This is a genomic window from Enterobacter cloacae complex sp. 394F7 (assembly GCF_057320385.1).
In genome coordinates this window covers 115,814-141,183 of the sequence record NZ_JBXWCS010000012.1, presented here as the reverse complement: position 1 = coordinate 141,183, position 25,370 = coordinate 115,814, and the positions used below count along the sequence as shown (strand labels likewise).

The 25,370-nt window shown below is 56.2% G+C and carries 26 protein-coding genes; 12 read left to right on the top strand and 14 right to left on the bottom strand.

Going from position 1 to position 25,370, the window contains the following annotated elements:
* Positions 1–68 precede the first annotated feature (68 nt).
* Positions 69–128, bottom strand: a complete 60-nt coding sequence (ypfM, locus tag AC2FAK_RS17910; RefSeq protein ID WP_015572204.1) for a protein YpfM — start codon at positions 126–128, stop codon at positions 69–71.
* Between the two features lie 387 nt (positions 129–515).
* On the opposite strand from ypfM, the gene AC2FAK_RS17905 reads away from it, so the two are divergent.
* Genes AC2FAK_RS17905 through AC2FAK_RS17895 form a run of 3 tightly spaced genes read left to right on the top strand, consistent with a single transcriptional unit; the run spans position 516 to position 2,226 of the window.
* Entirely contained in the window at positions 516–866 is a 351-nt protein-coding gene (locus tag AC2FAK_RS17905) for an ArsC family reductase (protein ID WP_020689972.1), read from the top strand.
* A gap of 10 nt (positions 867–876) precedes the next feature.
* Complete coding sequence (gene dapE, locus AC2FAK_RS17900; RefSeq protein ID WP_013098221.1) at positions 877–2,004, top strand: succinyl-diaminopimelate desuccinylase; 1,128 nt, start codon at positions 877–879, stop codon at positions 2,002–2,004.
* 24 nt (positions 2,005–2,028) lie between these two features.
* Positions 2,029–2,226 (top strand): YpfN family protein, encoded by a 198-nt coding sequence (locus AC2FAK_RS17895; RefSeq protein ID WP_013098222.1) that lies wholly within the window; start codon positions 2,029–2,031, stop codon positions 2,224–2,226.
* Positions 2,227–2,317: 91 nt separating this feature from the next.
* On the opposite strand, the gene ypfH is transcribed toward AC2FAK_RS17895, so the two are convergent.
* The 6 genes from ypfH to dapA form a co-directional block, all read right to left on the bottom strand.
* Positions 2,318–3,013 carry an esterase gene (gene ypfH, locus AC2FAK_RS17890; RefSeq protein WP_013098223.1) on the bottom strand — a complete coding sequence of 232 codons (696 nt, stop codon included), beginning with the start codon at positions 3,011–3,013 and terminating at the stop codon, positions 2,318–2,320.
* A 73-nt stretch (positions 3,014–3,086) separates the two neighbouring features.
* On the bottom strand, positions 3,087–5,060 hold the full coding sequence (locus AC2FAK_RS17885) for a tRNA(Met) cytidine acetyltransferase TmcA (RefSeq protein WP_095455436.1): 1,974 nt from the start codon (positions 5,058–5,060) through the stop codon (positions 3,087–3,089).
* A complete protein-coding gene (ypfJ, locus tag AC2FAK_RS17880; RefSeq protein ID WP_029882266.1) occupies positions 5,060–5,929 on the bottom strand; it encodes a KPN_02809 family neutral zinc metallopeptidase in 870 nt (289 codons plus the stop codon). Before ypfJ ends, AC2FAK_RS17885 begins: the two co-directional genes overlap by 1 nt.
* 119 nt (positions 5,930–6,048) lie before the next feature.
* On the bottom strand, positions 6,049–6,762 hold the full coding sequence (gene purC / locus AC2FAK_RS17875; RefSeq protein WP_008501631.1) for a phosphoribosylaminoimidazolesuccinocarboxamide synthase: 714 nt from the start codon (positions 6,760–6,762) through the stop codon (positions 6,049–6,051).
* Positions 6,763–6,871: 109 nt separating this feature from the next.
* A complete protein-coding gene (bamC, locus tag AC2FAK_RS17870) occupies positions 6,872–7,906 on the bottom strand; it encodes an outer membrane protein assembly factor BamC (protein WP_013098226.1) in 1,035 nt (344 codons plus the stop codon).
* A 16-nt stretch (positions 7,907–7,922) separates the two neighbouring features.
* The gene (gene dapA, locus AC2FAK_RS17865; RefSeq protein WP_095455435.1) at positions 7,923–8,801 is read right to left on the bottom strand and encodes a 4-hydroxy-tetrahydrodipicolinate synthase; all 879 of its coding nucleotides are present in this window, start codon (positions 8,799–8,801) and stop codon (positions 7,923–7,925) included.
* A 145-nt stretch (positions 8,802–8,946) separates the two neighbouring features.
* Here dapA and AC2FAK_RS17860 point away from each other — a divergent pair, with 145 nt between their 5' ends.
* Entirely contained in the window at positions 8,947–9,516 is a 570-nt protein-coding gene (locus AC2FAK_RS17860) for a glycine cleavage system transcriptional repressor (RefSeq protein ID WP_013098228.1), read from the top strand.
* Positions 9,516–9,986 carry a thioredoxin-dependent thiol peroxidase gene (gene bcp, locus AC2FAK_RS17855; protein ID WP_013098229.1) on the top strand — a complete coding sequence of 157 codons (471 nt, stop codon included), beginning with the start codon at positions 9,516–9,518 and terminating at the stop codon, positions 9,984–9,986. The genes AC2FAK_RS17860 and bcp overlap by 1 nt, the downstream gene beginning before the upstream one ends.
* 128 nt (positions 9,987–10,114) lie before the next feature.
* Here the strand turns inward: bcp and AC2FAK_RS17850 are convergent, their stop codons facing one another.
* The gene (locus AC2FAK_RS17850) at positions 10,115–11,179 is read right to left on the bottom strand and encodes an AI-2E family transporter (RefSeq protein ID WP_013098230.1); all 1,065 of its coding nucleotides are present in this window, start codon (positions 11,177–11,179) and stop codon (positions 10,115–10,117) included.
* A 221-nt stretch (positions 11,180–11,400) separates the two neighbouring features.
* Here AC2FAK_RS17850 and bepA point away from each other — a divergent pair, with 221 nt between their 5' ends.
* Positions 11,401–12,864 carry a beta-barrel assembly-enhancing protease gene (gene bepA, locus AC2FAK_RS17845; RefSeq protein ID WP_095455434.1) on the top strand — a complete coding sequence of 488 codons (1,464 nt, stop codon included), beginning with the start codon at positions 11,401–11,403 and terminating at the stop codon, positions 12,862–12,864.
* A gap of 13 nt (positions 12,865–12,877) precedes the next feature.
* Complete coding sequence (gene arsC, locus AC2FAK_RS17840) at positions 12,878–13,234, top strand: arsenate reductase (glutaredoxin) (RefSeq protein ID WP_023620395.1); 357 nt, start codon at positions 12,878–12,880, stop codon at positions 13,232–13,234.
* Here the strand turns inward: arsC and AC2FAK_RS17835 are convergent.
* On the bottom strand, positions 13,231–14,055 hold the full coding sequence (locus AC2FAK_RS17835; protein WP_023620394.1) for a hypothetical protein: 825 nt from the start codon (positions 14,053–14,055) through the stop codon (positions 13,231–13,233). The genes arsC and AC2FAK_RS17835 overlap by 4 nt on opposite strands.
* A 147-nt stretch (positions 14,056–14,202) precedes the next feature.
* On the opposite strand from AC2FAK_RS17835, the gene celB reads away from it, so the two are divergent.
* The 3 genes from celB to AC2FAK_RS17820 are packed head-to-tail and all read left to right on the top strand — an operon-like array spanning position 14,203 to position 17,903.
* Complete coding sequence (gene celB, locus AC2FAK_RS17830) at positions 14,203–15,522, top strand: PTS cellobiose transporter subunit IIC (protein WP_023620393.1); 1,320 nt, start codon at positions 14,203–14,205, stop codon at positions 15,520–15,522.
* A 3-nt stretch (positions 15,523–15,525) separates the two neighbouring features.
* Entirely contained in the window at positions 15,526–16,479 is a 954-nt protein-coding gene (locus AC2FAK_RS17825; RefSeq protein WP_095455432.1) for a glycosylasparaginase, read from the top strand.
* A 2-nt stretch (positions 16,480–16,481) separates the two neighbouring features.
* A complete protein-coding gene (locus AC2FAK_RS17820) occupies positions 16,482–17,903 on the top strand; it encodes a leucyl aminopeptidase family protein (RefSeq protein WP_095455431.1) in 1,422 nt (473 codons plus the stop codon).
* Positions 17,904–17,980: 77 nt separating this feature from the next.
* Here the strand turns inward: AC2FAK_RS17820 and AC2FAK_RS17815 are convergent, their stop codons facing one another.
* From AC2FAK_RS17815 to bglK, 5 genes are all read right to left on the bottom strand, one after another.
* Positions 17,981–18,682 (bottom strand): DnaA inactivator Hda, encoded by a 702-nt coding sequence (locus AC2FAK_RS17815; RefSeq protein WP_211944493.1) that lies wholly within the window; start codon positions 18,680–18,682, stop codon positions 17,981–17,983.
* A gap of 95 nt (positions 18,683–18,777) precedes the next feature.
* Positions 18,778–20,067, bottom strand: coding sequence for a uracil permease (gene uraA, locus AC2FAK_RS17810; RefSeq protein WP_038986262.1), 1,290 nt, complete (start codon positions 20,065–20,067; stop codon positions 18,778–18,780).
* Positions 20,068–20,153: 86 nt separating this feature from the next.
* Positions 20,154–20,780 carry a uracil phosphoribosyltransferase gene (gene upp / locus AC2FAK_RS17805; RefSeq protein WP_003860560.1) on the bottom strand — a complete coding sequence of 209 codons (627 nt, stop codon included), beginning with the start codon at positions 20,778–20,780 and terminating at the stop codon, positions 20,154–20,156.
* A gap of 226 nt (positions 20,781–21,006) precedes the next feature.
* On the bottom strand, positions 21,007–22,437 hold the full coding sequence (locus AC2FAK_RS17800; RefSeq protein ID WP_013098239.1) for a 6-phospho-beta-glucosidase: 1,431 nt from the start codon (positions 22,435–22,437) through the stop codon (positions 21,007–21,009).
* A gap of 10 nt (positions 22,438–22,447) precedes the next feature.
* Complete coding sequence (gene bglK, locus AC2FAK_RS17795; RefSeq protein WP_095455430.1) at positions 22,448–23,341, bottom strand: beta-glucoside kinase BglK; 894 nt, start codon at positions 23,339–23,341, stop codon at positions 22,448–22,450.
* Positions 23,342–23,588: 247 nt separating this feature from the next.
* Between bglK and purM the strand changes: the two genes are divergently transcribed.
* Together purM and purN are read left to right on the top strand one after the other, a co-directional pair.
* Positions 23,589–24,626, top strand: a complete 1,038-nt coding sequence (purM, locus tag AC2FAK_RS17790; protein ID WP_013098241.1) for a phosphoribosylformylglycinamidine cyclo-ligase — start codon at positions 23,589–23,591, stop codon at positions 24,624–24,626.
* Positions 24,623–25,264: a phosphoribosylglycinamide formyltransferase gene (purN, locus tag AC2FAK_RS17785; protein ID WP_095455429.1), complete on the top strand. Its 642-nt coding sequence runs from the start codon at positions 24,623–24,625 to the stop codon at positions 25,262–25,264. The genes purM and purN overlap by 4 nt, the downstream gene beginning before the upstream one ends.
* The last annotated feature ends 106 nt before the right edge of the window (positions 25,265–25,370 follow it).

Sequence of the window (25,370 nt, the reverse complement as noted above, 5' to 3'; positions counted from 1 at the left end):
TACTGTGTGATTAATTCACACTATGGTTATTTTACTTATTTAAGTGCTCTTGCAATTCTTACTGAATGTCATTTACGAAGCATGCCTTCGATAAAATCTTTCCAGTTCCCCAGTTCACGTTCAATCATAACAACCTCTCTTATTATTATGCGCATTCTACGAAAACGTATCATCATTGTGAAGACAATTTAACCGATTGCTGTGATTGTACCCCGTCTGCGCGCTGGATTTATGATAAATATGAACGGAGAACCTTAAATTTTGTGTGACGGCCAGCAATATTTTGAAATAACCCTACGCACGGGTGAGTTTTATTTTACCCGCTGAGTTTACAGGCAATTTATACCTGATGGACATCTATGCTTAAATGATGAAAGAATATTCAGCGTACAGGTGTGAGTTGAATTAAAAAGAGGTGTTAATCCAGAGCGTTTCTGAATGTGTTATATTCCGTTTAAGGATATATCTTCGAATTTACTGAACATTTAATGGTCATAAGAACAAAAGGATTCAACATGGTTGTCATGTACGGCATTAAAAATTGTGACACGATCAAAAAAGCCCGTCGCTGGCTCGAAGCTAACAACGTCGAGTACCGCTTCCACGATTACCGTGCCGATGGGCTTGATGCAGAATTTCTGCATACCGCCATTAACGAACTGGGGTGGGACGCGCTGCTGAACACCCGCGGCACAACCTGGCGCAAGCTGGACGAATCACTGCGCGCCAGCATCAAGGATGCCAACAGCGCAGCAAATCTGATGCTTGAAATGCCAGCAATCATCAAACGCCCATTGCTCTGCGCGCCCGGGCAGCCTATGCTGCTGGGTTTCAGTGAAACCCTTTATTCCGACTTTTTTCGTTGAGGTGTAGTTTATGTCATGCCCGGTCATTGAGCTGACTCAGCAGCTTATTCGCCGTCCTTCCCTTAGCCCGGACGACGCAGGTTGTCAGGCATTAATGATTGAGCGCCTGCGTGCCATCGGTTTTACCGTGGAGCGTATGGATTTTGGCGACACCCAGAATTTCTGGGCGTGGCGTGGCCAGGGTGAAACACTGGCCTTTGCCGGGCATACCGACGTGGTTCCCGCAGGTGATGCGGACCGCTGGATCAACCCTCCGTTTGAACCAACCATCCGCGATGGCATGCTGTTTGGCCGCGGCGCCGCAGACATGAAAGGCTCCCTGGCGGCAATGGTTGTGGCGGCTGAGCGCTTTGTCGCCCAGCACCCGAACCATAAAAACCGTCTCGCGTTTCTCATTACCTCTGATGAAGAAGCCAGCGCCCATAACGGCACCGTCAAGGTTGTTGAGGCCCTGATGGCCCGCAACGAGCGTCTGGACTACTGTCTGGTCGGCGAGCCGTCCAGCACCGAGGTGGTGGGCGATGTGGTGAAAAATGGCCGCCGCGGTTCGTTAACCTGTAACCTGACCATTCACGGCGTACAGGGACACGTGGCGTACCCGCATCTGGCCGATAACCCAGTTCACCGCGCAGCGCCGATGCTGAGTGAACTGGTAAGCATTGAGTGGGACAAAGGCAATGAGTTCTTCCCGCCAACCAGCATGCAGATTGCGAACGTGAAGGCCGGAACCGGCAGCAACAACGTGATCCCGGGCGATTGTTTCGTTCAGTTTAACTTCCGTTTCAGCACGGAGCTGACCGATGAGATGATCAAAGCGCGCGTTATCGCCCTGCTGGAAAAATATCAACTGCGTTACACCGTGGACTGGTGGCTTTCCGGCCAGCCGTTCCTGACACAGCGTGGCAAACTGGTGGATGCGGTGGTGAACGCCATCGAGCACTATAATGAAATTAAGCCACAACTGCTGACGACGGGTGGCACTTCAGACGGACGCTTTATCGCCCGCATGGGAGCTCAGGTTGTCGAACTGGGGCCAGTGAACGCGACCATTCATAAAATCAATGAGTGTGTAAATGCCGCGGATTTACAACTGCTGGCCCGTATGTATCAACGTATTATGGAGCAAATCGTCGCCTGACGAGCGCTCTGAGAGGAATAGCGAATGGATTGGCTTGCAAAGTACTGGTGGATTCTGGTGTTAGTGTTTCTGGTAGGCGTATTGCTTAACGTGATTAAAGATCTTAAGCGCGTTGACCATAAAAAATTCCTCGCCAACAAGCCGGATCTTCCGCCTCATCGTGATTTTAACGACAAGTGGGATGACGACGACGACTGGCCGAAGAAAGACCAGAAGAAGTAATCCCCTCACCCCCAGCCCCTCTCCCCAGAGGGGCGAGGGGTGCCATGTTCCCTCTCCCCTTAGGGGAGAGGGTTAGGGTGAGGGGAAATAATCACATAAATTCAACAATATCATCATCGTCCGGCTTACCGCCGCTGAGCGCTTCATCAAAGTAGTGCTTAGGTACGGTATAGCGCAGATGGTCGAGCGCAAACTGCATGCTGCGATCGTCAATCGCGTGGCCGAGATCGTCAACGATATCCAGCGTCACATCCCCGCCTTCCCGAATCAGGGCTTCCTGGGCCGCTACGGCATGCGAAAGCTCAATCACCCGGTCTTCGCCACCGTGGATCAAGTGGATCGTTGTCTGCGTGGTCGCGCTCGTCGGTAGCGTCGCGAAACGGCCGTTAAAGGCAATCACGCGCGAAGCCAGACCCGGCTCTGCTTTCACGCTCTCCAGCGACATAATTGACCCCTGTGAAAAGCCAATCAGCGCGGTCGCGTCGGCACCGACGCCGCTCTGCTGCTGCCAGTAACGCACGGTTTCGATAAAGACCGGCATAATGGCATCAATACGCGCCTGACGGTTCTCTTCCGTCACGCCCTGAACGGAGAACCACTGCCGTCCGTCAGGGCCACACGGCTCCACGCCGCCGATACTGACAATCAGCGCCTCAGGAAAAACAGGTGCAAACCAGCGACCAATCTCTCCCATATTGACGGCGTTATCGCCAACGCCATGAAACAGCAGCAGTAACTGTTTAGCCGGTTTGTCGGGGCTTTGAACAACAAAATGATCGTGTTTCATGGCGGTCTCCTTAATTGATGACCTGGATTCTACGCCTTGCGGGGGGAATGACCATGCCACTTTACTGAAGAAGTCATTGAAAAAATTGCCATTGCAAAATGTCGCTTTTGAGCTGCTGACTGCGCGCTTTATCAAGACATTCAAGGGCCTGCGCCGTTTCAGCGCGTAATCTTGCCAGCACCGCTTTTCGCCCGGTGAGCGACAGTTCAGCACTAAGCGCAGCGTCCTCTCTTCGTGCCTCAATTTTACCGCGCAGGGCCGGAAGCGGCAGATCGACGGCGAGCAGCAAACGCGTCAATGCGGCAACGGACGTAGCAAAGGGCCGGTGTGCAAAGGCAAAGCCTGCCAGCTCCAGCCAGTCGTCACTATTAAGGGTAGCTTCCCACTCATCTGCCACCGGGATCTTTTCGCCATTCCACAATGATAAGACACGCGCATCGCGATGCAGGCGCAGCCGGGCCTGTTCACACAGACGATGCCCCGCCTCACTTTGCGGCAATAATGCCATTGCGGTATAGCAGCCGCTGCTGGCTTCGCGGTGGCTGCCTATCCGTACCAGCTCAAAGCCGCACTGCTGCCAGAAATGCCACAGCGCGTCGGTAAAGCCAAAGCTCACCGAGAGATAATCCTCCCCGCAGGCCTCGTGGATGAGCGCCCGGCCGATCCCTTCCCGTTGCCGGTGAGGGTGAACAGCGATGCGCGTGATCCGTCGCCCTTTCAGCGTTGCTGCCAGAGGCGTGCCGCCATGCGCGGCCAGAGACTGCGCGACAAGGTTGCCGCGAGGTCGACGAAAACCCGCCCATACTGCGCGACTTAGCGCTGGGCTTAACCCGCCTTCGTCTACCAGCCACAGCGCGCCCGCAATGACCGGGTCCGTTTGCGCGACGGCAACGTGCTGACCGGGGGCGTCCATCATACGGCGCAGATCCAGCGGCGAGGTACGGTAATGGGCCGCACAAAGCAGCTCGTAGACACTCGCGGCGAGTGCAGGCGTGTGCTCCCATGCGTCGGGGGCCAGAGAGGTCAGTTGCACCTCTCCTTTCGGCTGCTGGTCGATGAGCGTGTCGTCAAACAGCAGCGCGCTGGCGACCACCCGCTCAAGCGGACATCCCGCAGCCCAGCGAACGGGGGTGGATAAGGTATAACGCTGCAGGGCGCTGAACTGCGCGCAGAATTTAAGCAAAAACCCTCTTCCGGTTCCTTCATACCCTTGTACCGTCGTGGTTAACAGTACCCGTGGAAAGCGCGCAACCAGCTTCTCCAGCACAGGGCCGGGTATGGCCGCCGCCTCATCGACAATCAGCCAGTCGGCATGGTGTGAGGAGGCCAGCAGCGCATCCGGTGCCATAAAGTGAAAATGTTCACCCGCAAACCGTGCGATGACCTCCGTTGCTCCCTTTGCCGGTGCGGTGACAACTGCTCTGCCCTCAATGCTGTTCAGCAGCATGCCGGCAAGCGCCGACTTTCCCCGCCCGCGCGGGGCGGTAACGGCCGCAACGCCTTTCGGCATTGCACGAAGTGCCTGCAGGATCTCCGCCTGCTCGCGCTGGGGTGCACCGTTAGCGGGTTGCCAGTCAGGAGCATCAGGAAACGGAGGAAGGGTTAACGGCTGGTTTTGCTGCCAGACGATTGCATCGGGGTCGCGGGTAATCGTCTGACAAAAGTGGCGAATGAAATTCGGCGTGGGAATGGGTTCCGCGCTGTCGCTCCAGCGCAGGGAATCACTGTCGGGCGTGTCTGCCCACACCGCAAGCGGGGGAGCCAACAGCACCAGCAGGCTCCCGGCACGCAGCGTTCCGCTCAGGGCGGCAAAGGCTGAGACATCAAACCCGGCGCGGGCATCAAAAACAGCATGCCAGAACTCGCGCCCCAGCAGCCCGGTTATCTCCCGGGAAGGGTTTTCATCCAGCCACACCCAATCCCCGGAAAGCGTATCACGCAGCGCCCCGGCCTGCGCCAGGGACCACTGCGCATCACCGCTGAGCACCACCAGCCGACGCTGGCCGGTGCGCTCAAGCTGGCTAATCAGTTGGTCAAACGCCACCATTACATGGCTTTACCGAAGGTATTGCACTGCGCCGGGTCACCGCTGTCAAAACCGCGTTTAAACCAGGTGTAACGTTGTTCTGACGTCCCGTGAGTGAAGCTGTCCGGCACAACCCGGCCCTGGCTCTGCTGCTGGAGACGGTCGTCACCAATGGCCTCTGCGGCATTTAACGCCTCTTCCAGGTCGCCTGATTCCAGCACGCCCTGCTTCTGCATGCTGTTACCCCAGACGCCCGCGAAGCAGTCCGCCTGCAGCTCCATACGCACGGAAAGGCGATTGACCTCTGCCTGCGAGGCGTTTTGCTGAAGCTGGCGAACCTTAGGCTCAATGCCCAGCAATTTTTGCACGTGATGCCCCACTTCATGCGCAATCACGTAGCCCTGAGCAAAATCACCGTCGGCACCGAGTTTGCGTTTCATGTCATCATAAAAAGAGAGATCGATATAGACGGTGCTGTCTGCCGGACAGTAGAACGGCCCCATCACCGACTGTCCGGTGCCGCAGCCGGTGCGGGTCGCACCACGGTACATCACCAGCTTTGGCTGCTGGTAGCTGCGCCCCATTTTCTCAAACTGCTGGCTCCACGTGTCTTCAGTGGTCGCGAGAATAACGGAGGTAAATTTGGCCGCTTCATCTTCATTTGGGTTGATGGAGCGCTGAGATTGCTGCTGTTGCTGCAGCGGCTGACCGGTCATTAACCCGGTGAGATCGACCCCGTAGTAACCCGCAACCAGCACCACAATCAGCAGAATGATTCCGCCTTTTCCGCTGGGTAAACGGAAGCCGGGGCCACCCATGGAAGGGCCACCACCGCTATCACCACGTCTGTCTTCTACATTGTCACTTTCACGACGCCCTTGCCAGCGCATAACTACCTCGAACTATTCCATTAATAATAGCTATGATCGTAGGCGGTTAACGGCAAGATTACCATAGGAAACAAAGGTAAGACGCCAAAGGATATGAACATCCTTTGGCGATGAGGGAGTTAGTCGAGCTTAACGCCTAAACGGTGAGCCACTGCTTCGTACGCTTCAATCAGGCCACCCAGGCTCTGACGGAAACGGTCTTTATCCATTTTATCCAGCGTTTCTTTGTCCCACAGACGGCTGCCGTCCGGTGAGAACTCGTCGCCGAGTACCACTTCGCCTTTGAACAGACCGAACTCCAGCTTGAAGTCGACGAGGATCAGGCCAGCATCATCAAACAGTTTTTTCAGCACGTCGTTGGCTTTGTAGGTCAGCTCTTTCATGCGCGCCAGGTTCTCTTTGTTCACCCAGCCGAAGGTTTCACAGTAGGAGTCATTGACCATCGGATCGTGCATGGCGTCGTTTTTCAGGAACAGATCGAACAGCGGTGGATTCAGCTCGATGCCTTCCTCAATGCCCAGACGCTTCACCAGGGAGCCCGCGGCACGGTTACGAATGACGCACTCAACCGGAACCATATCCAGTTTTTTCACCAGACATTCCGTATCGGACAGCAACGCTTCCATCTGAGTCGGGATACCCGCTTCGGCCAGTTTGGTCATAATGAAGTGGTTGAACTTGTTGTTCACCATGCCTTTACGATCGAACTGCTCAATGCGTGCGCCATCCCCTGCTGACGTATCATTGCGGAACTCGAGCACCAACAGATCCGGGTTTTCCGTGCTGTATACGGTCTTCGCTTTGCCACGATACAACTCAGCTTGCTTCTGCATCTTGATTACTCCTGGTGTGATGATTTGTGTTCAAAACTGGGCATATTATGCCACGCACACGTTTGCGTAGCACGAAAATAAAAAGGGCTGGATTCACCAGCCCTCGTATTTATTTGCTGAATGCAGCCTGGAAGACCGCGACCAGCGCATCGTTCTGCGACTGGGTCAGCGTGTGACCTTTCGGATCGATAAACTGCAGGCTACTGCGGTTATCAAGGTCGCCTACCTGAATCTTGTAGTCGCCGGAAGCGAGCTGTGGATCGCGTGCGCCCAGCTCCTGCCATGCGCTGTCGGACAGCGGCTTATACGTTGCGGTTATGCTTCCGGTTGAACGCGTGCTGTCGGTCACCTTCATGCCCACTTTCTCCAGCGTCGCTGGCAGGCGCTGCCAGGTCTGGTTGAATGGCGCACGAACAACCAGCATTGGCAGGCCGGTATCATCCGCGCCGCTCTGGACATCAAACGTCATGCCGTTGCGGTTCTGTGAGGCGTTAGCCGCGTCTGTGGCGTTCTTATCCAGACCCGCTGCAATCACGTTCAGCATTTCAGTGCTGTAACGCTGCATAGAGGCAGCATCCGCCACCGGTTTACCCGCCTGCTCCAGGTTCAACAGCTTAACGGTAACCGCCTGCTGATAGCCCTGCGGTTTAACGGAGACTTGATAACGACCACGGTACTGCTGGTCTTCATCCAGACGGTTCCACTCGATCCAGTCGGTGGTTAACGTCTGGCTGGCGTCATCGCGCTTGTCAATCGTGTAGTTCTTCGACTGAATGACGCTCACCACCTGTGGCCACAGCGTGCTGCCACGTGCGCTTTCCACCATCAGAGACGCGGTATCACCGGTAAACTGGGTGCGCGCCCCGCTCACCAGCGCCAGAGGCTGTGCTGGCGGACGAATATCAAGCGCTTTGCCCACCGGGCCGCTGCCGTTGGTCACGGGGATATTATAATCGCCGTTCTGAATCGGCAGGATCATGCCAGCCGGTGCATGAAGTTCAGCAAGCGGGGTCGCATCCAGATAGGATTCATCACCGCTCACCTGGCGCTTGTAGCGCGAGTCTGAACTACAGGCAGCGAGCAGCATAACAAGCGAAACACTCGCAACCTTCGCCAGGCGCGACTTCTGTACTGAATAAGCCATCAAATCTCCCTAAACTTTACAGCAAACCGGCATGCTTCAGCGCTGCAATGACGATTTCACGACCGTGGTCGGTAATCGGTGTCATTGGCAGACGCAGCGTATCGGTTGCTACAAGTCCCAACTCCTTACATGCCCATTTCACCGGGATCGGATTGGGTTCGACAAATAATTTATTGTGCAACGGCATCAGACGTTTATTAATGAGACGGGCTTCATCAAAGTGACCTGCCGCCGCCAGCTTGCACATTTCCGCCATATCGCGGGCCGCAACGTTCGACGTTACGGAGATCACGCCATGACCACCGAGCTGCATAAAGTCCAGCGCGGTCGCATCGTCACCGCTCAACAGGATAAAGTCGTCTGAAACCAGCTCTTTGATCTGATGAACGCGGCTTAAGTTCCCTGTCGCCTCTTTAATCCCGATAATATTTTTTACTTTCGAGAGACGACCAACGGTTTCCGGCAGCATATCGCAGCCAGTACGGGACGGCACATTATACAGAATTTGTGGCAAGTCAGTATGTTCAGCGATGGCTTTGAAATGCTGGAACAAACCTTCCTGAGTAGGACGGTTGTAGTAAGGGGTGACCGTCAGACAGCCAACAACGCCGCTGTCGTTAAAACGTTGGGTCAGGCTGATCGCTTCTGCGGTTGCATTCGCGCCCGTTCCCGCGATGACCGGAATACGTCCGTCAGCCAGTTCGAGGGTCAACATCACCACATCGCCGTGCTCTTCGTGGCTCAGCGTTGCAGATTCACCGGTAGTCCCTACCGAAACGATCGCCGAGGTTCCATTGGCGACATGGTAATCAATCAGCTTCTTCATGCTTGACCGGCAGACATTACCTTTTTCATCCATCGGTGTTACAAGCGCGACAATACTTCCCGTGAACATGAGCCATCCTCTGTGCGAACAAGAGCCTCAATGGTACGTTTGGAACTGTAAGAAAAGCAAGCGACCTGAGGCCCTCAGGCGGTTGTATGCATGTTTTTTTTATGCTTTCCTTAGGAAGACTTAACCAAGCAAAGGAAGAACAGGTTTGACAACCTCATCACAACATTACCTGGTTATCACTGCGCTGGGTGCTGACAGGCCGGGTATCGTGAATACCATTACCCGCCACGTGAGCAGCTGCGGCTGTAATATCGAGGACAGCCGTCTGGCGATGCTGGGCGAAGAGTTCACGTTTATTATGCTGCTGTCCGGGACATGGAACGCCATCACGCTTATCGAATCTACCCTGCCGCTGAAAGGCGCGGAGCTGGATTTGCTGATCGTGATGAAACGCACCAACGCGCGTCCGCGTCCGGCCATGCCTGCCACCGTCTGGGTACAGGTTGAAGTTCCTGATTCCCCTCATCTGATCGAGCGTTTTACCGCGCTGTTTGACAGCCATCAGATGAACATTGCCGAGCTGGTTTCCCGCACACAACCGGCTGATGAGAGTGCCGTTCCTACCCTCTTTATTCAAATCACCGCCCACAGTCCTGCATCACAGGATGCGTCAAATATCGAGCAAGCGTTCAAAGCCCTCTGTACAGAATTACACGCGCAAGGCAGTATAAGCGTCGTAAATTATTCGCAGCATGAACAGGATGGAGTTGAGTAATGAACCCACTGAAAGCCGGTGACATCGCACCGAAATTTAGCTTACCGGATCAGGATGGTGAGCAAGTGAATTTGACCGACTTCCAGGGACAGCGTGTTCTGGTCTATTTCTACCCGAAAGCCATGACCCCGGGCTGCACCGTGCAGGCCTGCGGCTTACGCGACAACATGGACGAGTTGAAAAAAGCCGGCGTGGAAGTGCTGGGCATCAGCACCGATAAGCCAGAAAAGCTGTCACGATTTGCTGAAAAAGAGCTGCTGAACTTCACGCTGCTTTCCGACGAAGATCATCAGGTCTGTGAGCAGTTCGGCGTCTGGGGCGAGAAGACGTTTATGGGCAAAACCTATGACGGCATTCACCGCATCAGCTTCCTGATTGACGCTGACGGTAAAGTGGAACATGTCTTTGACGACTTCAAAACCAGCAACCACCACGACGTGGTGCTGAACTGGCTGAAACAAAGTGCCTGAAAGTGAGTGTCGGGTGGCGGCTTCGCCTTACCCGACCTACAAGATAAATGCAAAACGGCAACCTGGTTGCCGTTTTTAGTGTTTTCCCCCTCTCCCCCGTGAGAGAAGGGCATCAGGCCGCACAAAAACTACTTCTCTTCCACCGCTGGCACATCCGGCCATGCATGGACGACGGCTTTAATCAGCGTCGCCAGCGGAATAGCAAAGAACACGCCCCAGAATCCCCACAGCCCGCCGAAAATCACCACCGATAAGATAATCACCAGCGGATGCAGATTCACTGCTTCTGAGAACAGCACTGGCACCAGCAGGTTGCCATCCAGGGCCTGAATAATCAGGTACACCGCGAAGCAACTCCAGAACTCGGTGCCCAGGCCAAACTGGAACAGCGCGACCCCAACAACCGGAATGGTGACCACAAAAGCGCCAATATACGGAATAAGGACCGACAGCCCCACCAGCACCGCCAGCAGCAGCGAGTAGTTAAGCCCGAAGATCAGGAAGCCAATCCACGTCGCGACCCCAACCACAATCATCTCCAGCACCTTGCCGCGAATGTAGTTGGTGATCTGCTGATTCATCTCTTCCCACACCTGCCCGGCCAGCCCGCGATTACGCGGCAGAATACGCCGCACGGCGTTGAGCATCTGGTCTTTGTCCTTCACCAGGAAGAACACCATCAACGGCACCAGCACCAGGTAGACGGCGAGCGTAAGGAGCCCAACCAGCGACGCCAGGGAGTATTTCACCACCGAATCGCCCATGGTCATGATGCGGGCGCGCATGTTTTCGGCCATCGCATCGATGATCCCCGCGTCCATCAGCGCCGGATAACGACGCGGCAGCGTGGCGGCAAAATCGGAAAGCTTATTTAACATGCCGGGCATATCGCGGATCAGGTTGATCCCCTGCTGCCAGGCGACGGGCATGACCACAAACGCCATCAACAGCAGAATGCCAACAAACAGCACCAGCACGATGCTGGTCGCCCAGCGTCGGGAGCAGCCGATATTCTCCAGCCGCGCGGTTGGCCACTCCAGCAGATAGGCCAGCACAATGGCCACCAGCAGTGGTGCCAGAAGGCCGCTGAAGAAGAACAGAATACCGAACCCGGCAACCAGAATAACCAGCAAAGCAATGGCTTCCGGGTCGCTAAACCGGCGCCGGTACCACTGCATTAACATTTCGAGCATACAACCCTTCCCTGAATCGAATGACGGGAGTCAGAAGGTGAATTGTATCTAACTGTCACAAAAAAGACTTTCGCTTTTTGTATCGCTGTCACAATCCGCAAAAGCCTGATGAATGGGATTTTCTTCATGCCACAACACGGCTACACTCGCAGGGCAGTGGAGATGAACGATATGCGGGTTCATCGGTCAAATTAGCACATCCAAAATACAGGACAGTGGTTATGTTCAGGCAGTTGAAAAAAACAGTGGTTGCGACACTGATTGCCGCCGTAACGGTCGGTCAGGTGTTGCCAGCTTTCGCTGATTCGTCCGATTCATTGCCGGACATGGGCACCACAGCAGGAAGCACGCTCTCCATTGGTCAGGAGATGCAGATGGGTGATTACTATGTTCGCCAGCTGCGCGGCAGTGCTCCGCTGATCAATGACCCATTGCTGGTGCAGTACATTAATGGTCTGGGGATGCGCCTGGTCGCGCACGCCAACTCGGTAAAAACCCCCTTCCACTTCTATTTAATCAATAACGACGAAATCAACGCCTTCGCCTTTTTTGGCGGTAACGTGGTGCTGCATTCGGCGTTATTCCGTTACTCCGATAACGAAAGCCAGCTGGCGTCGGTCATGGCGCACGAAATTTCCCACGTGACCCAGCGCCATCTGGCCCGTGCGATGGAAGACCAGAAACGCAACGCGCCCCTGACCTGGGTGGGTGCGCTGGGCTCTATTTTGCTGGCGATGGCCAGCCCGCAGGCCGGGATGGCCGCATTAACCGGCACGCTGGCAGGCACGCGCCAGGGGATGATCAGTTTCACCCAGCAAAACGAACAGGAAGCGGACCGCATTGGCATCCAGGTGTTGCAGCGCTCGGGCTTTGACCCACAGGCCATGCCCAGCTTCCTGGAAAAACTGCTCGATCAGGCACGCTACTCGTCACGTCCACCCGAAATTCTGCTCACCCACCCGTTACCGGAAAGCCGTCTGTCCGATGCGCGTAACCGTGCCAATCAGATGCGTCCGGTGGTGGTGCAATCCTCACAGGATTTCTACATGGCGAAAGTGAGAACGCTGGGCATGTACAATTCCGGGCGCAACCAGCTCACCAGCGACCTGCTGGATGCCCTGGCAAAAGGCAACGTGCGCGAGAAGAACGCGGCGCAATACGGCCGTGCCCTGCAGGCGATGGAAGCCAGCAAATACGACGAAGCGCGAAAAATGCTGCAACCGTTGCTGGCCGCCGACCCGAATAACCCGTGGTATCTCGATCTCTCCACGGATATCGATCTGGGGCAGAAGAGACCTGCCGATGCGATTAACCGCCTGAAAGGTGCCAAAGAGGTGCGGACCAACCCGGTGCTGCAGCTTAACCTGGCGAACGCTTATCTGCAGGGCGGCCAGCCGGGTGAAGCGGCCACCATTCTGAACCGCTACACCTTCGACAATAAAGACGATCAAAACGGCTGGGATCTGCTCGCTCAGGCAGAAGCCCAGCTGGGCAACCGCGATCAGGAGCTGGCGGCACGTGCCGAAGGGTTTGCCCTGGTGGGGCGTCTGGATCAGGCCATTTCGATGCTCAGCAGCGCCAGTTCGCAGGTCAAACTTGGCAGCCTGCAACAGGCCCGTTACGATGCGCGTATCGATCAGCTGCGCGCGCTACAGCAGCGCTTCAAGCCGTACGAAAAGATGTAAAAAGGAAGAAAATATGACTGACGCGGTAAAAATCTACCATAACCCTCGCTGCTCCAAGAGCCGCGACACCCTCAGCCTGCTGAAATCCAACGGCGTAGAACCTGAAGTAGTGCTGTATCTGGAGACACCGCCTGACGCGCAGACGATCCGCCAGCTCCTTCATATGCTGGGCATGGGCAGTGCACGTGAGTTGATGCGCCAGAAAGAGGATCTCTATAAGTCACTTAACCTGGACGACACGCGTCTCACTGAAGCTGAGCTCGTGCAGGCGATGGTTGACAACCCGAAGCTCATTGAACGCCCGATTGTGGTGGCAAACGGCAAGGCGCGCATCGGGCGTCCGCCGGAAGATGTGCTCGACATTCTTTAAGCCTCGCGCCGCAGCCCTTCCAGGAAGGCCTGCGGCGTACTTTCCCCCAGTTTTTTTTGCGCTTTACCCCGGTTGTAAAACTCGCACAAGGTCATCAATAGCGCACCCGCCGGTTCAACATTTACGCGCGGAATAATATCGCGTAAGGGCACCATCACCTGAAGTGCACTGCAGGTACGTTGATGTGCCTTCACCGCAATGTCGTTAACAGCCAGCGTCGCCTCAAAACCAAAAGTCTCAACAGATTGTATAGCAGCCGGACACGCCGCCAGCACCTCCTGCGTCCAGGTATTCAGTCGTTGAGGCGACAGCCCCGCATAAAGCCGGGCATAGCACCAGCCGCTCACCGGCTCTCGCGCCCAAAGCAGATGCTGCTCCCCGCCGTCGTCCATATGCAGCGACAAAGGCAAATGGTGCATTTCCAGCGTATGGGGCGTAATACCCGCTTTCAGCGCCTTTTTCCCCTGCAAGGGGGCCCCTTTTTGTTTTGCAGCGGCTGGTTTGAGATAGCGGTTCAGGGTGGCGCGGGAAACAGCGATCCCCAGGACGTCGTTGACCATAAGCAGCAGGTCGTCCAACGGTGCGCCCAGGATGTCACGCAGGGCATTCACCAGCGCAACCTGCTCTTGTCTCATCGCTTTGTGTATCACTTTAGGCGCCGTATGGTTATCCGACACCTGGTCGCGATTGCGCCAGCGTCTGACGGTGGTGACCGAAATCCCCAGCTCGACGGCCAGCTCTCTGTCGCTCTTATCCGACTGTTGAAGATAGCGGCGGATGCGCGGCGTCGTGGTCGCATTGGCGTGCAGTTTGATTTCCATCGCAACAAACTCCAGAACTAATCTTATGAGATTTATAATGGACCAGCGATTGCTTTGTGACCGATTTCACCTTTCGCTCGCCGCGCTTCACTGATAATCCCCAGAGATAACATAAACAACACCTCTCAATCTTGTACGGAGTTCACAATGAACAATGTTCTGGGATTTCTTGAAGCAAAACTGATGCCGCTGGCGGCCAAAACGGCCCAGCAGCGTCATCTTGGTGCCATTCGCGGTGCCTACGTTTCATTCATGCCGTTTATCATCGTCGGCTCTATCCTGCTGGTGATCTCCTCCTTTCCCAATCAAACCTATCAGCAGTTTATGTCTCAGGCGTTTGGGGAAAGCTGGAGCGCGATTATCGAAATCCCGTTCAACGCGGTGTTCTCGACCATGTCGCTGTTTATCAGCTTCCTGGTCGCCTATCGCCTGGCTGAACACTATGGCGAAGACCGTATCTCCTGCGGCATTCTGGCGCTGGTCGCCTTTCTGATCCTGACCCCTTTTATCAAAGTGGCGGAACAGGGTGGCATCACCGTCATGCCGGTAGAGTGGATTGGCAGTAAAGGGTTATTCGTGGCGATGATTGGCTCTCTGCTTTGGACGGAGCTGTTCTGCTGGCTGAAGCGCAAAAAACTGGTTATCAGAATGCCGGATGGCGTGCCGCCTGCGGTGCAGGAGTCGTTCGCGGCGCTGATCCCTGCCCTCTTGGTGATGATCCTGGTGCTGATGATCCGCATCGGCTTTGAAAACACCCATTACAACACCATCCACCAGTTTATTTACGAGGTGGTGGCAACCCCGGTTCGCCACTACGGCACTTCCTATTTTGGCGCGCTGATGACGGTCTTCAGCATCACCATTCTGTGGTCAGTGGGCATTAACTCCGGTTCGATGATCAACGGCATTATTCGCCCGCTGTGGATGGAGAACCAGACCGATAACATCGCCGCCATTCAGGCCGGCGCCACCCCACCGCACATTATTACCGAACAGTTTTTTGACATGATCTGGATGGGCGGCGCAGGGGCCACGCTGTCGCTGGTGATTGCGATGCTGATTTTCGCCCGCAGTAAAAACATGCGCGAAGTGGCACGCCTGGGCGCGGGGGCCTCGGTGTTTAACATCAACGAGCCGATTCTGTTCGGCCTGCCGGTGATCATGAACCCGATCATGCTCATTCCGTTCAATCTGGTGCCGCTGGTGCTGGTCACCGTGCAGTACGTGGCAATGAAAATTGGTGCGGTCGCCGTCACCACCGGGGTGTTTATCCCCTGGACGCTGCCGCCTGTTATCAGCGGTTTTATCGTCACCGGGCATCTCAGCGGCAGCATCATGCAGCTTATCAACCTGCTGATTGGCGCCATGCTGTATCTGCCATTCATGCGTATCGTGGATAAACAGTACCGCGCCGCGGAGATTGCCACCGTGACGCAAACCGACACCACCCTTGCAAAACAGGAGTAAAGCATGTGGGGAATTATCGCCACCTGGCGAATGGCGCTTGAAGGCGTCACCGAGTCGGCCTCTGCGCTGGCAGCTGGGAAACCGGTGGCTGCCGCGGTCGTGGATGCCGTTGCCGCCGTCGAGGACTTCCCGTTCTATAAATCGGTCGGCTACGGCGGGCTACCAACCGAAAATGGCGAGGTGGAACTGGACGCCGCCTACATGGACGGCGACACGCTGGCGTTTGGCGCTGTGGGAAATCTGGTGGATATCGCCAACCCGGTACGCGTGGCGCAGGCGTTAAGCCGCCAGCGCTATAACAGCCTGCTGGTCGGCCAGGGCGCACGCGAGTGGGCATTGAGCCAGGGTTTTACCGACAAAACGATGCTCACCGACCGGGCCATGCAGCACTACCGCAAGCGCTGCCGGGAGACGCTGGATAAAGGCTTAAGCCCCTACGATGGCCATGACACGGTCGGGATTATCGGTCTCGACAAACAGGGATCCATGAGCGTGGCGACCTCCACCAGCGGCCTGTTTATGAAAAAGCGCGGCCGACTTGGCGATTCGCCGATCATCGGCTCCGGCTTCTACTGCGACAGTGAAACCGGCGCCGCCACCGCCACGGGCGTGGGCGAAGATCTGATGAAAGGCTGCACCAGCTACGAAATTGTTCGCCGCATGGCGCAGGGGATGTCTCCGCAGCAGGCGGCAGATTCCGTGGTGTTCGAGCTGGAAGACAGGCTGATGTCGCGCTTTGGCCGCGCGGGGGATCTCTCCGTGGTATGCATGAATAACAAAGGTGAATTTGGCGCCGCCACCAACATTAAAACGTTCTCCTTTGTGGTGGCGACGGCACGCCAGCCGCTGACCGTGTTTCGCGCCGAACGCCTGCGGGAAAAAACGCACTATCAGGCGGTGGATGATGAATGGATGCAGGCCTATGCCGCACGGATCCGCGCACCGATTGAGGAGTAATGATGATGACGTATCAGCTGATCACCGCCCTTTCTGACGTAAAGCCACGCGGCCACCTCATCGCCCGCAGCTCGTCTACGCTGTTGCCGGACACGCCACTGATTGCGGAAATGCGCGGGCAAGATGCCGTTGCCGACACCCGTTTTGGCTGTGCGCCTTTTGCGCGCATCACGCTGGTGCCGGATGCTCTCTGGCAGGATAGCCTTACCGAAGGATTGCTTACGGCACTCCGTCCGCTGCTGGCCACGCCCGTCAGCACCGACGTGGTCCTGGATGTCACCCACATTGACGACGTTGTGCTGCAACAGGTCCTGCGTTTTCTTTTTAATCAGTCGCACAGGCTTAGCGATCTGCAGCTGAAGAAAGCGGACGATATCACTTTGCGCGTTGAGCACGTTACCGCCCTCTGCCTGCCAGAACAGCAGGCGCGGCTGGACGTTATCTTCCGCCAGCAGCTCGCCATTAGCCGTGGAATGGTCGCCGCACGCCGTCTGGCCGATATCCCCTCCGACCGCTGCACACCACAGTTTATGGTGCAGGAGGCGCAAACATTGTGCGCGGCCTTCCCTGCCCTGCACTGTGAAGTGCTGGATGAAAAGCAGATCGTTGAGCAGGGTCTGGGGCTGCTTCACGCCGTTGGCAAAGGCGCCTCCTGCCCGCCACGACTGCTGGCTATTCACTATGACGGTGTTTCTGACGGCCCGGTGCGCTGCTATGTTGGTAAAGGCATTACCTTCGATACCGGCGGCCTGTGGCTCAAGGATGGCGCGGGCATGTACACCATGAAATATGACATGTGCGGGGCAGCGAACGTGCTGGGGCTGATGCTGACCGTTGCAGAGCTGGCGCTCCCCGTGCGCCTCATGGGCGTGCTGGCGCTGGCAGAAAACGCCATCGGCCCGGACGCCATGCAGCCCGGCACGGTAGCCAGAGCCTGCAACGGCACCACGGTTGAGATTAATAATACCGATGCCGAAGGCCGACTGGTGCTGGCAGACGCTATCGCCTGGGCCAGCCAGCGCCATCTGCAGGCGCGCTACATTATCGATATGGCAACGCTGACGGGTGCGGTGGTCAAAGCGCTGGGATATGAGCTGAGCGGGTTGATGACCCAGGACGAGCCACTGCGCCAGGCGCTGACGCAGGCAGGAAAACAGAGCGGAGATGAAGTGTGGTCCCTGCCGCTGGATGCGCGGCTGAAAAAGCAGACCGACAGCGCCATCGCCGATCTGTGCAATACGCCGCCCAACAATGCGGCGATCAGTGCCTCGGCGGCGTGGCTGCTGCATCACTTCTGCCCGCCGACAATCCCGTGGGCGCATCTGGATATTAGCGGTACGGCGCTGTGGCGTGAGGGTGGCAGAAGCGTGGCCTCAGGGAGGCCGATTCCGCTGCTGGTTGAGCACCTGATGGGAGACCTCTAGCCGGGTGGCGGCTGCGCCTTACCCGGCCTATTCGATCCCGTAGGCCCGGTAAGCGCAGCGCCACCGGGCACAAAAACTCAAAGCTTCAGAATATCTTTCACAAACGGAATGGTGAGCTTGCGCTGGGCGGTAATGGAGGCGCGATCGAGCTGATCGAGCGTATCAAACAGCGTGCGCATTTCCCTGTCCAGACGCTTGAGCAGGAAGCGCCCTACGTCTTCCGGCAGTTCAAATCCGCGCAGTCTGGCGCGCAGCTGAAGCGCCTGGAGTTTGTCTTCATCTGACAGCGGTTGCAGTTTGTAGATTTGCCCCCAGTCGAGTCGGGAGGCCAGATCCGGCAGCCCCAGATTCAGCTGGCGCGGCGGACGATCGCCGGTGATCAGCAGCCGGGTTTTGCCCGACTCCAGGATACGGTTATAGAGGTTAAAGATCGCCATTTCCCACGGCTCATCCCCCGCCACGCATTCGATATTATCGATGCAGACCAGGGAGAGATGTTCCATTCCCTCCAGCACGTCAGGCACAAACCAGGTACGTTTATCCAGCGGTACATAGCCTACCGCATCCCCCCGCGCTGAAAGCTCAGCACAGGCGGCATGCAACAGATGACTGCGTCCCGCGCCTTCGCGTGACCAGATATAGATGTATCCGCTGTGATCCTGGCGCAGCACGTTCTGCAGTGCAGCCAGTAAAGAGGGGTTATCACCCGGCCAGAAACTCGCGAAAGTTTCGTCGTCAGGGAGATAGAGTGGCAGAGAGAGCTGTGCCGGTCCGTTCAGAAGTACCTCAACCAGATCTTACATAAAATCGGAACGGAGTTTAGCACGGAACCTGCCAGGAGAGAACCGGGCGGATCGTCCACCCGGTTTTACGATCAGTGTGACGCTTTTTCGCTTTCGTCAGCCTCCAGCACCACCTCTTCAGGGCGGATCACGGAAATCAGCTTGAAAATCAGGCTCAGGCCCACACCAACGATGGTCGCCAGCGCCATGCCTTTCAGCTCGGCCGCGCCGATGTGTACCTTCGCGCCGCTCACGCCGATGATCAGGATAACGGAAGTCAGGATCAGGTTCTGCGCTTTGCTGTAGTCCACTTTGGACTCAATCAGCACGCGAATACCAGATGCGCCAATTACGCCGTACAGCAGCAAAGACACGCCGCCCATCACCGGAACCGGGATGATCTGGATCGCTGCCGCCAGTTTACCCACGCAGGAGAGCAGGATTGCGATGATTGCCGCACCGCCGATAACCCAGGTGCTGTAAACGCGGGTGATCGCCATGACGCCGATGTTCTCACCGTAGGTGGTGTTTGGCGTGGAGCCAAAGAAACCGGAGATGATCGTCGAGAAGCCGTTTGCAAACATCGAACGGTGCAGACCCGGGTCGCGGATCAGGTCACGTTTAACGATGTTCGCCGTCACCACAAGGTGGCCAACGTGTTCAGCAATAACCACCAGCGCGGCAGGCAGAATAGTGAAGATAGCAAACCATTCAAAGCGTGGCGTATAGAAGGTTGGCAGGGCAAACCAGTGCGCCTGAGCAATTGGCGTGGTATCGACAACACCCATCACGAAGGAGAGTGCATAACCCGCCAGCACGCCGATCAGGATCGGGATAATCGCCATAAAACCGCGGAACAGCACGGAGCCAAATACCGTCACGCCCAGCGTCACCAGTGAGATGATGATGGTTTTGGAGTCCGGCGACTGCCCATCAGCAGGCAGCAGGCCAGCCATATTCGCCGCCACGCCTGCCAGCTCCAGACCGATGACGGCAACGATGGCCCCCATCGCCGCCGGTGGGAACATCACATCCAGCCAGCCGGTACCGGCCTTCTTCACAATGAAAGAGACCAGGCAGAACAACACACCGCACATGATAAAGCCGCCCAGCGCCACTTCATACCCCAGGGGCAGCAGCAGCAACACCGGCGAGATAAAGGCAAAGCTCGACCCCAGATACGCCGGGATTTTACCTTTACAGATAAAGAGGTACAGCAGCGTCCCGATACCATTGAACAACAGCACGGTAGCCGGGTTAATGTGAAACAGGATTGGCACCAGCACGGTTGCGCCAAACATAGCGAACAGGTGCTGCAAACTAAGCGGGATAGTCTGTAAAAGCGGCGGTCTTTCACTCACCCCGATAGCACGGCGCGTCATAGTGTTTTCCTCTGAGATGGTTAGTTATGTGTGTTTTATTCAAAAAAAAGCCGACTTTCAAAGTCGGCTTATTTATCGTTATTCGATTATTTCGTACCAAAGATCTTATCGCCGGCATCGCCCAGCCCCGGGATGATGTACCCGTGCTCGTTGAGCCCCTGGTCGACAGACGCGGTGTACAGCTCCACATCCGGGTGTGCTTTTTCCAGCGCCGCGATCCCTTCCGGTGCCGCAACCAGCACCAGCACTTTGATGCTGCTGCAGCCTGCTTTTTTCAGCAGGTCGATGGTGGCAATCATTGAGCCGCCGGTCGCCAGCATCGGGTCAACCACCAGCGCCATACGCTCGTCGATGTTAGACACCAGCTTCTGGAAGTACGGAACCGGCTCCAGGGTTTCTTCATTACGGTAGATCCCCACCACGCTGATACGCGCGCTCGGTACGTGCTCCAGCACGCCTTCCATCATGCCAAGACCAGCACGCAGGATTGGCACCACGGTAATTTTCTTACCTTTGATCTGCTCAACCTGCACCGGGCCGTTCCAGCCTTCGATGGTCACTTTTTCCGTTTCGAGGTCAGAGGTCGCTTCGTAGGTCAGCAGGCTGCCGACTTCAGATGCCAGTTCGCGAAAACGCTTCGTGCTGATGTCATGCTCACGCATCAGGCCCAACTTGTGTTTAACGAGTGGGTGTTTCACTTCCACAATCTTCATTCTCTTTCTCCTCTGAGGTGGCGTCCGCAAAAAAATCGCGGGATTATACCGCTTTTTTCGGATTAGGCCATACCCATCTTGCTTGACGTATATCAAGCAAAGTGATTTAGAGACAAAAAACCGGAGGCGAGACTCCGGCTTGGGTGCGGGGTTCTGCCCGGTGGCGCTGCGCTTACGCGGGCCTACGTGTAGTGTAGGTCGGGTAAGCGTAAGCGCCACCCGACAATTACAGGTTGTCGCCGTTGCTCGCAATCACCTGCTTATACCAGTCAAACGACTTTTTCTTGCTGCGGTTCAGCGTGCCGTTCCCTTCGTTGTCTTTATCAACAAAGATAAACCCGTAGCGTTTCTTCATCTCACCGGTGCCGGCAGAAACGAGATCGATACAGCCCCACGGGGTGTAGCCCATCAGATCCACGCCATCTTCCACCACCGCTTTTTTCATCTCGCGGATGTGCGCCGAGAGATAATCAATGCGGTACTGGTCGTTCACCGTGCCGTCGCTCTCCTGCACGTCAATCGCGCCGAAGCCGTTCTCAACGATGAACAGCGGCAGCTGGTAGTGATCCCAGAACCAGTTCAGGGAGTAGCGCAGGCCAACCGGGTCAATCTGCCAACCCCAGTCAGATTTCTGCACGTACGGGTTGGAGACCAGGCTCTTGCTTTCATCGTAATCCAGTTCCGGGTTATCCGCCGTCGCTTTGGTGGCGAAGGACATGTAATAGCTAAAGCCGATGTAATCCACGCAGCCCTGCGTCAGCGCCGCTTTGTCTTCTTCGGTAATGTCCAGCGTGAAACCACGACGCGCAAAGTAGTTAAGCAGATGCTGCGGATACTTGCCGCGCACGTGAACGTCGGTGAACCAGTAGCGACGATGCATCGCGTTCATTGCCATCATGATGTCGTCAGGCGCGCAGGTCAGCGGATAAATGGGGCACATGGCAATCATGCAGCCGATCTGCAGGGAAGGATTAATCTCGCGCCCGGCTTTTACCGCCAGCGCGCTGGCCACCAGCTCATAGTGCGCGGCCTGGAACATCACCGGCTCACGGTCTTCGCCTGGCGCATACTTCAGCCCGGAGTTGGTAAACGGCGCAAAATCTTCGTGGAAGTTAGCCTGGTTGTTGATCTCGTTAAAGGTCATCCAGTACTTCACCTTATGCTGATAGCGCTGGAAGACCGCTTTTGCGAAGCGGACAAAGAAGTCGATCAGCTTACGGTTGCGCCAGCCGCCGTACTCGGTGACCAGATGATACGGCATCTCAAAATGCGACAGGGTGATAACCGGTTCGATGCCGTATTTGAGGCACTCATCGAACAGGTCATCGTAGAATTGAAGGCCCGCTTCGTTCGGCTCCAGCTCATCCCCTTTCGGGAAAATACGCGTCCAGGCAATGGAGGTACGGAAGCATTTGAACCCCATCTCCGCAAAGAGTTTGATGTCTTCTTTATAGCGATGGTAAAAATCGATGGCTTCGTGGTTCGGGTAGTTTTTTCCTGGCAGCACGCCGTCGGTGATTTCACGCGGCACGCCGTGGGCGCCAGCGGTCATGACATCGGCGACGCTTACGCCTTTACCGCCCTCTTTCCAGCCACCTTCCAGCTGGTGCGCGGCCACCGCGCCGCCCCACAGAAAACCTTCTTTAAATCCTGACATACTCTTTCCCTCATTCGATGTTGCTGATTGCTGACGGATACTGCTGTCTGAAGTGGTAAACCGCGCCGACAAGACCGGCCCGGTTGCCGTGGCTGACGACATCGGCGATATCCGCGATGCCAAACCACGCAAGATGGGTGCGAAGCAGATCCATAAACCCGGGCCGCTCCGCGATACCGCCGCCAATGAAGATGGTCTGCGGGTCGAACACATTCGCCAGGTTGTAGAGCCCTGTCGCAATGCCGTTAAGAAAATCATCCACCAGGCGGCGGCATACGGTGTCGCCTGCGTCATAGCCATCAAAAATGGCCTCGCCGGTGACGCTCTCAAGCGTCAGACTGTGAAAGTCGGCATAGCGCTTGCGAAGCGTGCGTAACGTACAGTTTTCATTCATGGAGTGGCGGGCAACACGTCTTGAGTCTGCCCTTTCCGTAAGCATGTAGCCGAACTCTCCGGCGCGAAAACGCGCCCCGTGAACCAGCCTGCCGTTGCAGAAAATTGCCCCGCCGATCCCGGTGCCGATGGTCAGTACCAGAAAGTTATCGATATCCTTCGCCTTGCCCTGCCAGCGCTCCGCCAGCAGCACGCAGTTAGCGTCATTCTCGACGGTAACCGGTAAACCCGTATGCGCCTCAAGCCAGCCTTTCATTGCGAACTGGTCGAAGCGGCGAATGGCCCCGCCCATCTCTATAAAGCCGGTATGCGGATTAACATACCCCGGCGCGCTGATGGCGATCCCCTTAAGCCCGGGATGGGCCGTTACCCAGTTCAGCATCTGCGCAAGAATGGCGTCACCGTCGCTGTTCCTGATGGCGGCCTTATCCGTTTGCAGTAGCTCTCCCTGCGCGGTCACAATGCCCATTTTTAACGCGGTGCCACCGATATCAAATGCGGCGATGTTCATGGCCTTCATTCCTCCTAAATGAAACTGAAACCGGTTTCATTTCATGATGTTCATTCCCTAAACCGCATGCAAGCAGATCGCCGAAACCGGTTTCATTTTCGTGAACGGAGTCAAGTTTGCGCGCCGCCGGGGGTGGAGCAGAAAAAAAGATCCTCGCGCCGAGAATAGGCTCGCAAACGTTTGCCTGGACTGTTAGAATTGCGCCGATTTTTCTTACTAGCTATGCAATCGCGTGGGGACTTGAGCCGTGACCAACAAAACTTCTCTCAGCTACAAAGATGCCGGTGTTGATATTGACGCAGGTAATGCGCTGGTTGACCGAATCAAAGGTGTGGTGAAAAAAACCCGCCGCCCGGAAGTGATGGGTGGTCTGGGTGGCTTCGGCGCACTGTGCGCGCTGCCGCAAAAATATCGTGAACCTGTTCTGGTCTCGGGTACTGACGGTGTAGGCACAAAACTGCGCCTGGCGATGGATTTAAAACGTCACGACACGATCGGTATCGATCTGGTCGCGATGTGTGTAAACGACCTGGTGGTACAAGGCGCTGAGCCGCTGTTCTTCCTCGACTACTACGCGACAGGCAAACTGGATGTGGATACCGCAGCCAGCGTGATCAACGGTATTGCCGAAGGCTGTCTGCAGTCTGGCTGCGCGCTGGTTGGCGGTGAAACCGCAGAAATGCCTGGCATGTATCACGGCGAAGATTATGACGTCGCAGGCTTCTGCGTGGGTGTGGTAGAAAAATCAGAAATTATCGACGGCAGTAAAGTGGCTGATGGTGATGTGCTGATTGCGCTGGCCTCCAGCGGCCCGCACTCTAACGGCTACTCGCTGGTGCGTAAAATCCTCGAAGTAAGCGGTTGCGACCCACAAACCACCGAACTTGAAGGTAAACCTCTGGCTGACCATCTGCTGGCACCGACCCGCATCTACGTGAAAAACGTGCTGGAGCTGATTGAGAACGTGGACGTTCACGCCATTGCCCACCTGACCGGTGGCGGCTTCTGGGAAAACATTCCGCGCGTACTGCCGGACAACACCCAGGCGGTAATCGACGAATCTTCCTGGCAGTGGCCAGCAGTCTTTAACTGGCTGCAAACCGCGGGCAATGTGAGTTCTCACGAAATGTACCGCACCTTTAACTGTGGCGTAGGTATGGTGATCGCCCTGCCAGCGAGCGAAGCGGATAAAGCCGTTAAGCTGCTGACGGACAAAGGTGAAAACGCGTGGAAAATCGGTATTATCAAAGCTTCCGATTCCGAACAGCGTGTGGTCATTGAATGAAAAACATCGTGGTGCTCATTTCCGGCAACGGAAGCAATTTGCAGGCCATCATTGACGCCTGCAAACAGAAGAAAATCAATGGCACCATTCGGGCAGTATTCAGCAACAAGGCCGACGCGTTCGGCCTTGAGCGCGCCCGGGAAGCAAACATTCCCGCGCACGCGCTGGAGGCCAGTCAGTTCGCCGGCCGTGAAGCGTTTGACCGCGAACTGGTTCAGGAGATTGATGCCTACGCGCCGGACGTTGTGGTGCTGGCGGGGTATATGCGTATCCTGAGCCCGGCATTTGTCGGGCACTACGCCGGGCGTCTGCTGAATATCCACCCTTCGCTTCTGCCGAAATATCCCGGCCTGCACACCCATCGTCAGGTGCTGGAAAACGGCGATGAAGAGCACGGGACCTCGGTGCATTTCGTGACCGATGAGCTGGACGGCGGACCGGTGATCCTGCAGGCGAAAGTCCCGGTCTTTGACGGCGACACCGAAGACGACATCACCGAACGGGTGCAGAGCCAGGAACATGCCATTTATCCACTGGTGGTCAGCTGGTTTGTCGACGGGCGTCTGGCGATGCGCGAGGGTGCTGCCTGGCTGGATGGCGTGAAACTGCCCCCGCAGGGTTACGCGGCCGAAGAGTAGTCTGTTCTGTCGGGTGGCGCAGCAGCGCTTACCCGACCAACAAAGCGCATTACCCGATATTCCCTTCTCCAACCTTCTAAAATCTCCAACAAAAAAATAACTGTCA

Coding starts and splice junctions, on each gene's coding strand:
- purC (WP_008501631.1), bottom strand. CDS start 6,762: ATGCAGAAGCAAGCTGAGTTGTATCGTGGCAAAGCGAAGACCGTATAC.
- bepA (WP_095455434.1), top strand. CDS start 11,401: ATGTTCAGGCAGTTGAAAAAAACAGTGGTTGCGACACTGATTGCCGCC.
- AC2FAK_RS17850 (WP_013098230.1), bottom strand. CDS start 11,179: ATGCTCGAAATGTTAATGCAGTGGTACCGGCGCCGGTTTAGCGACCCG.
- ypfH (WP_013098223.1), bottom strand. CDS start 3,013: ATGAAACACGATCATTTTGTTGTTCAAAGCCCCGACAAACCGGCTAAA.
- AC2FAK_RS17820 (WP_095455431.1), top strand. CDS start 16,482: ATGATGACGTATCAGCTGATCACCGCCCTTTCTGACGTAAAGCCACGC.
- dapA (WP_095455435.1), bottom strand. CDS start 8,801: ATGTTCACGGGAAGTATTGTCGCGCTTGTAACACCGATGGATGAAAAA.
- bamC (WP_013098226.1), bottom strand. CDS start 7,906: ATGGCTTATTCAGTACAGAAGTCGCGCCTGGCGAAGGTTGCGAGTGTT.
- uraA (WP_038986262.1), bottom strand. CDS start 20,067: ATGACGCGCCGTGCTATCGGGGTGAGTGAAAGACCGCCGCTTTTACAG.
- AC2FAK_RS17825 (WP_095455432.1), top strand. CDS start 15,526: ATGTGGGGAATTATCGCCACCTGGCGAATGGCGCTTGAAGGCGTCACC.
- AC2FAK_RS17835 (WP_023620394.1), bottom strand. CDS start 14,055: ATGGAAATCAAACTGCACGCCAATGCGACCACGACGCCGCGCATCCGC.
- AC2FAK_RS17905 (WP_020689972.1), top strand. CDS start 516: ATGGTTGTCATGTACGGCATTAAAAATTGTGACACGATCAAAAAAGCC.
- AC2FAK_RS17800 (WP_013098239.1), bottom strand. CDS start 22,437: ATGTCAGGATTTAAAGAAGGTTTTCTGTGGGGCGGCGCGGTGGCCGCG.
- bglK (WP_095455430.1), bottom strand. CDS start 23,341: ATGAACATCGCCGCATTTGATATCGGTGGCACCGCGTTAAAAATGGGC.
- dapE (WP_013098221.1), top strand. CDS start 877: ATGTCATGCCCGGTCATTGAGCTGACTCAGCAGCTTATTCGCCGTCCT.
- bcp (WP_013098229.1), top strand. CDS start 9,516: ATGAACCCACTGAAAGCCGGTGACATCGCACCGAAATTTAGCTTACCG.
- upp (WP_003860560.1), bottom strand. CDS start 20,780: ATGAAGATTGTGGAAGTGAAACACCCACTCGTTAAACACAAGTTGGGC.
- ypfJ (WP_029882266.1), bottom strand. CDS start 5,929: ATGCGCTGGCAAGGGCGTCGTGAAAGTGACAATGTAGAAGACAGACGT.
- celB (WP_023620393.1), top strand. CDS start 14,203: ATGAACAATGTTCTGGGATTTCTTGAAGCAAAACTGATGCCGCTGGCG.
- arsC (WP_023620395.1), top strand. CDS start 12,878: ATGACTGACGCGGTAAAAATCTACCATAACCCTCGCTGCTCCAAGAGC.
- AC2FAK_RS17895 (WP_013098222.1), top strand. CDS start 2,029: ATGGATTGGCTTGCAAAGTACTGGTGGATTCTGGTGTTAGTGTTTCTG.
- purN (WP_095455429.1), top strand. CDS start 24,623: ATGAAAAACATCGTGGTGCTCATTTCCGGCAACGGAAGCAATTTGCAG.
- AC2FAK_RS17885 (WP_095455436.1), bottom strand. CDS start 5,060: ATGGTGGCGTTTGACCAACTGATTAGCCAGCTTGAGCGCACCGGCCAG.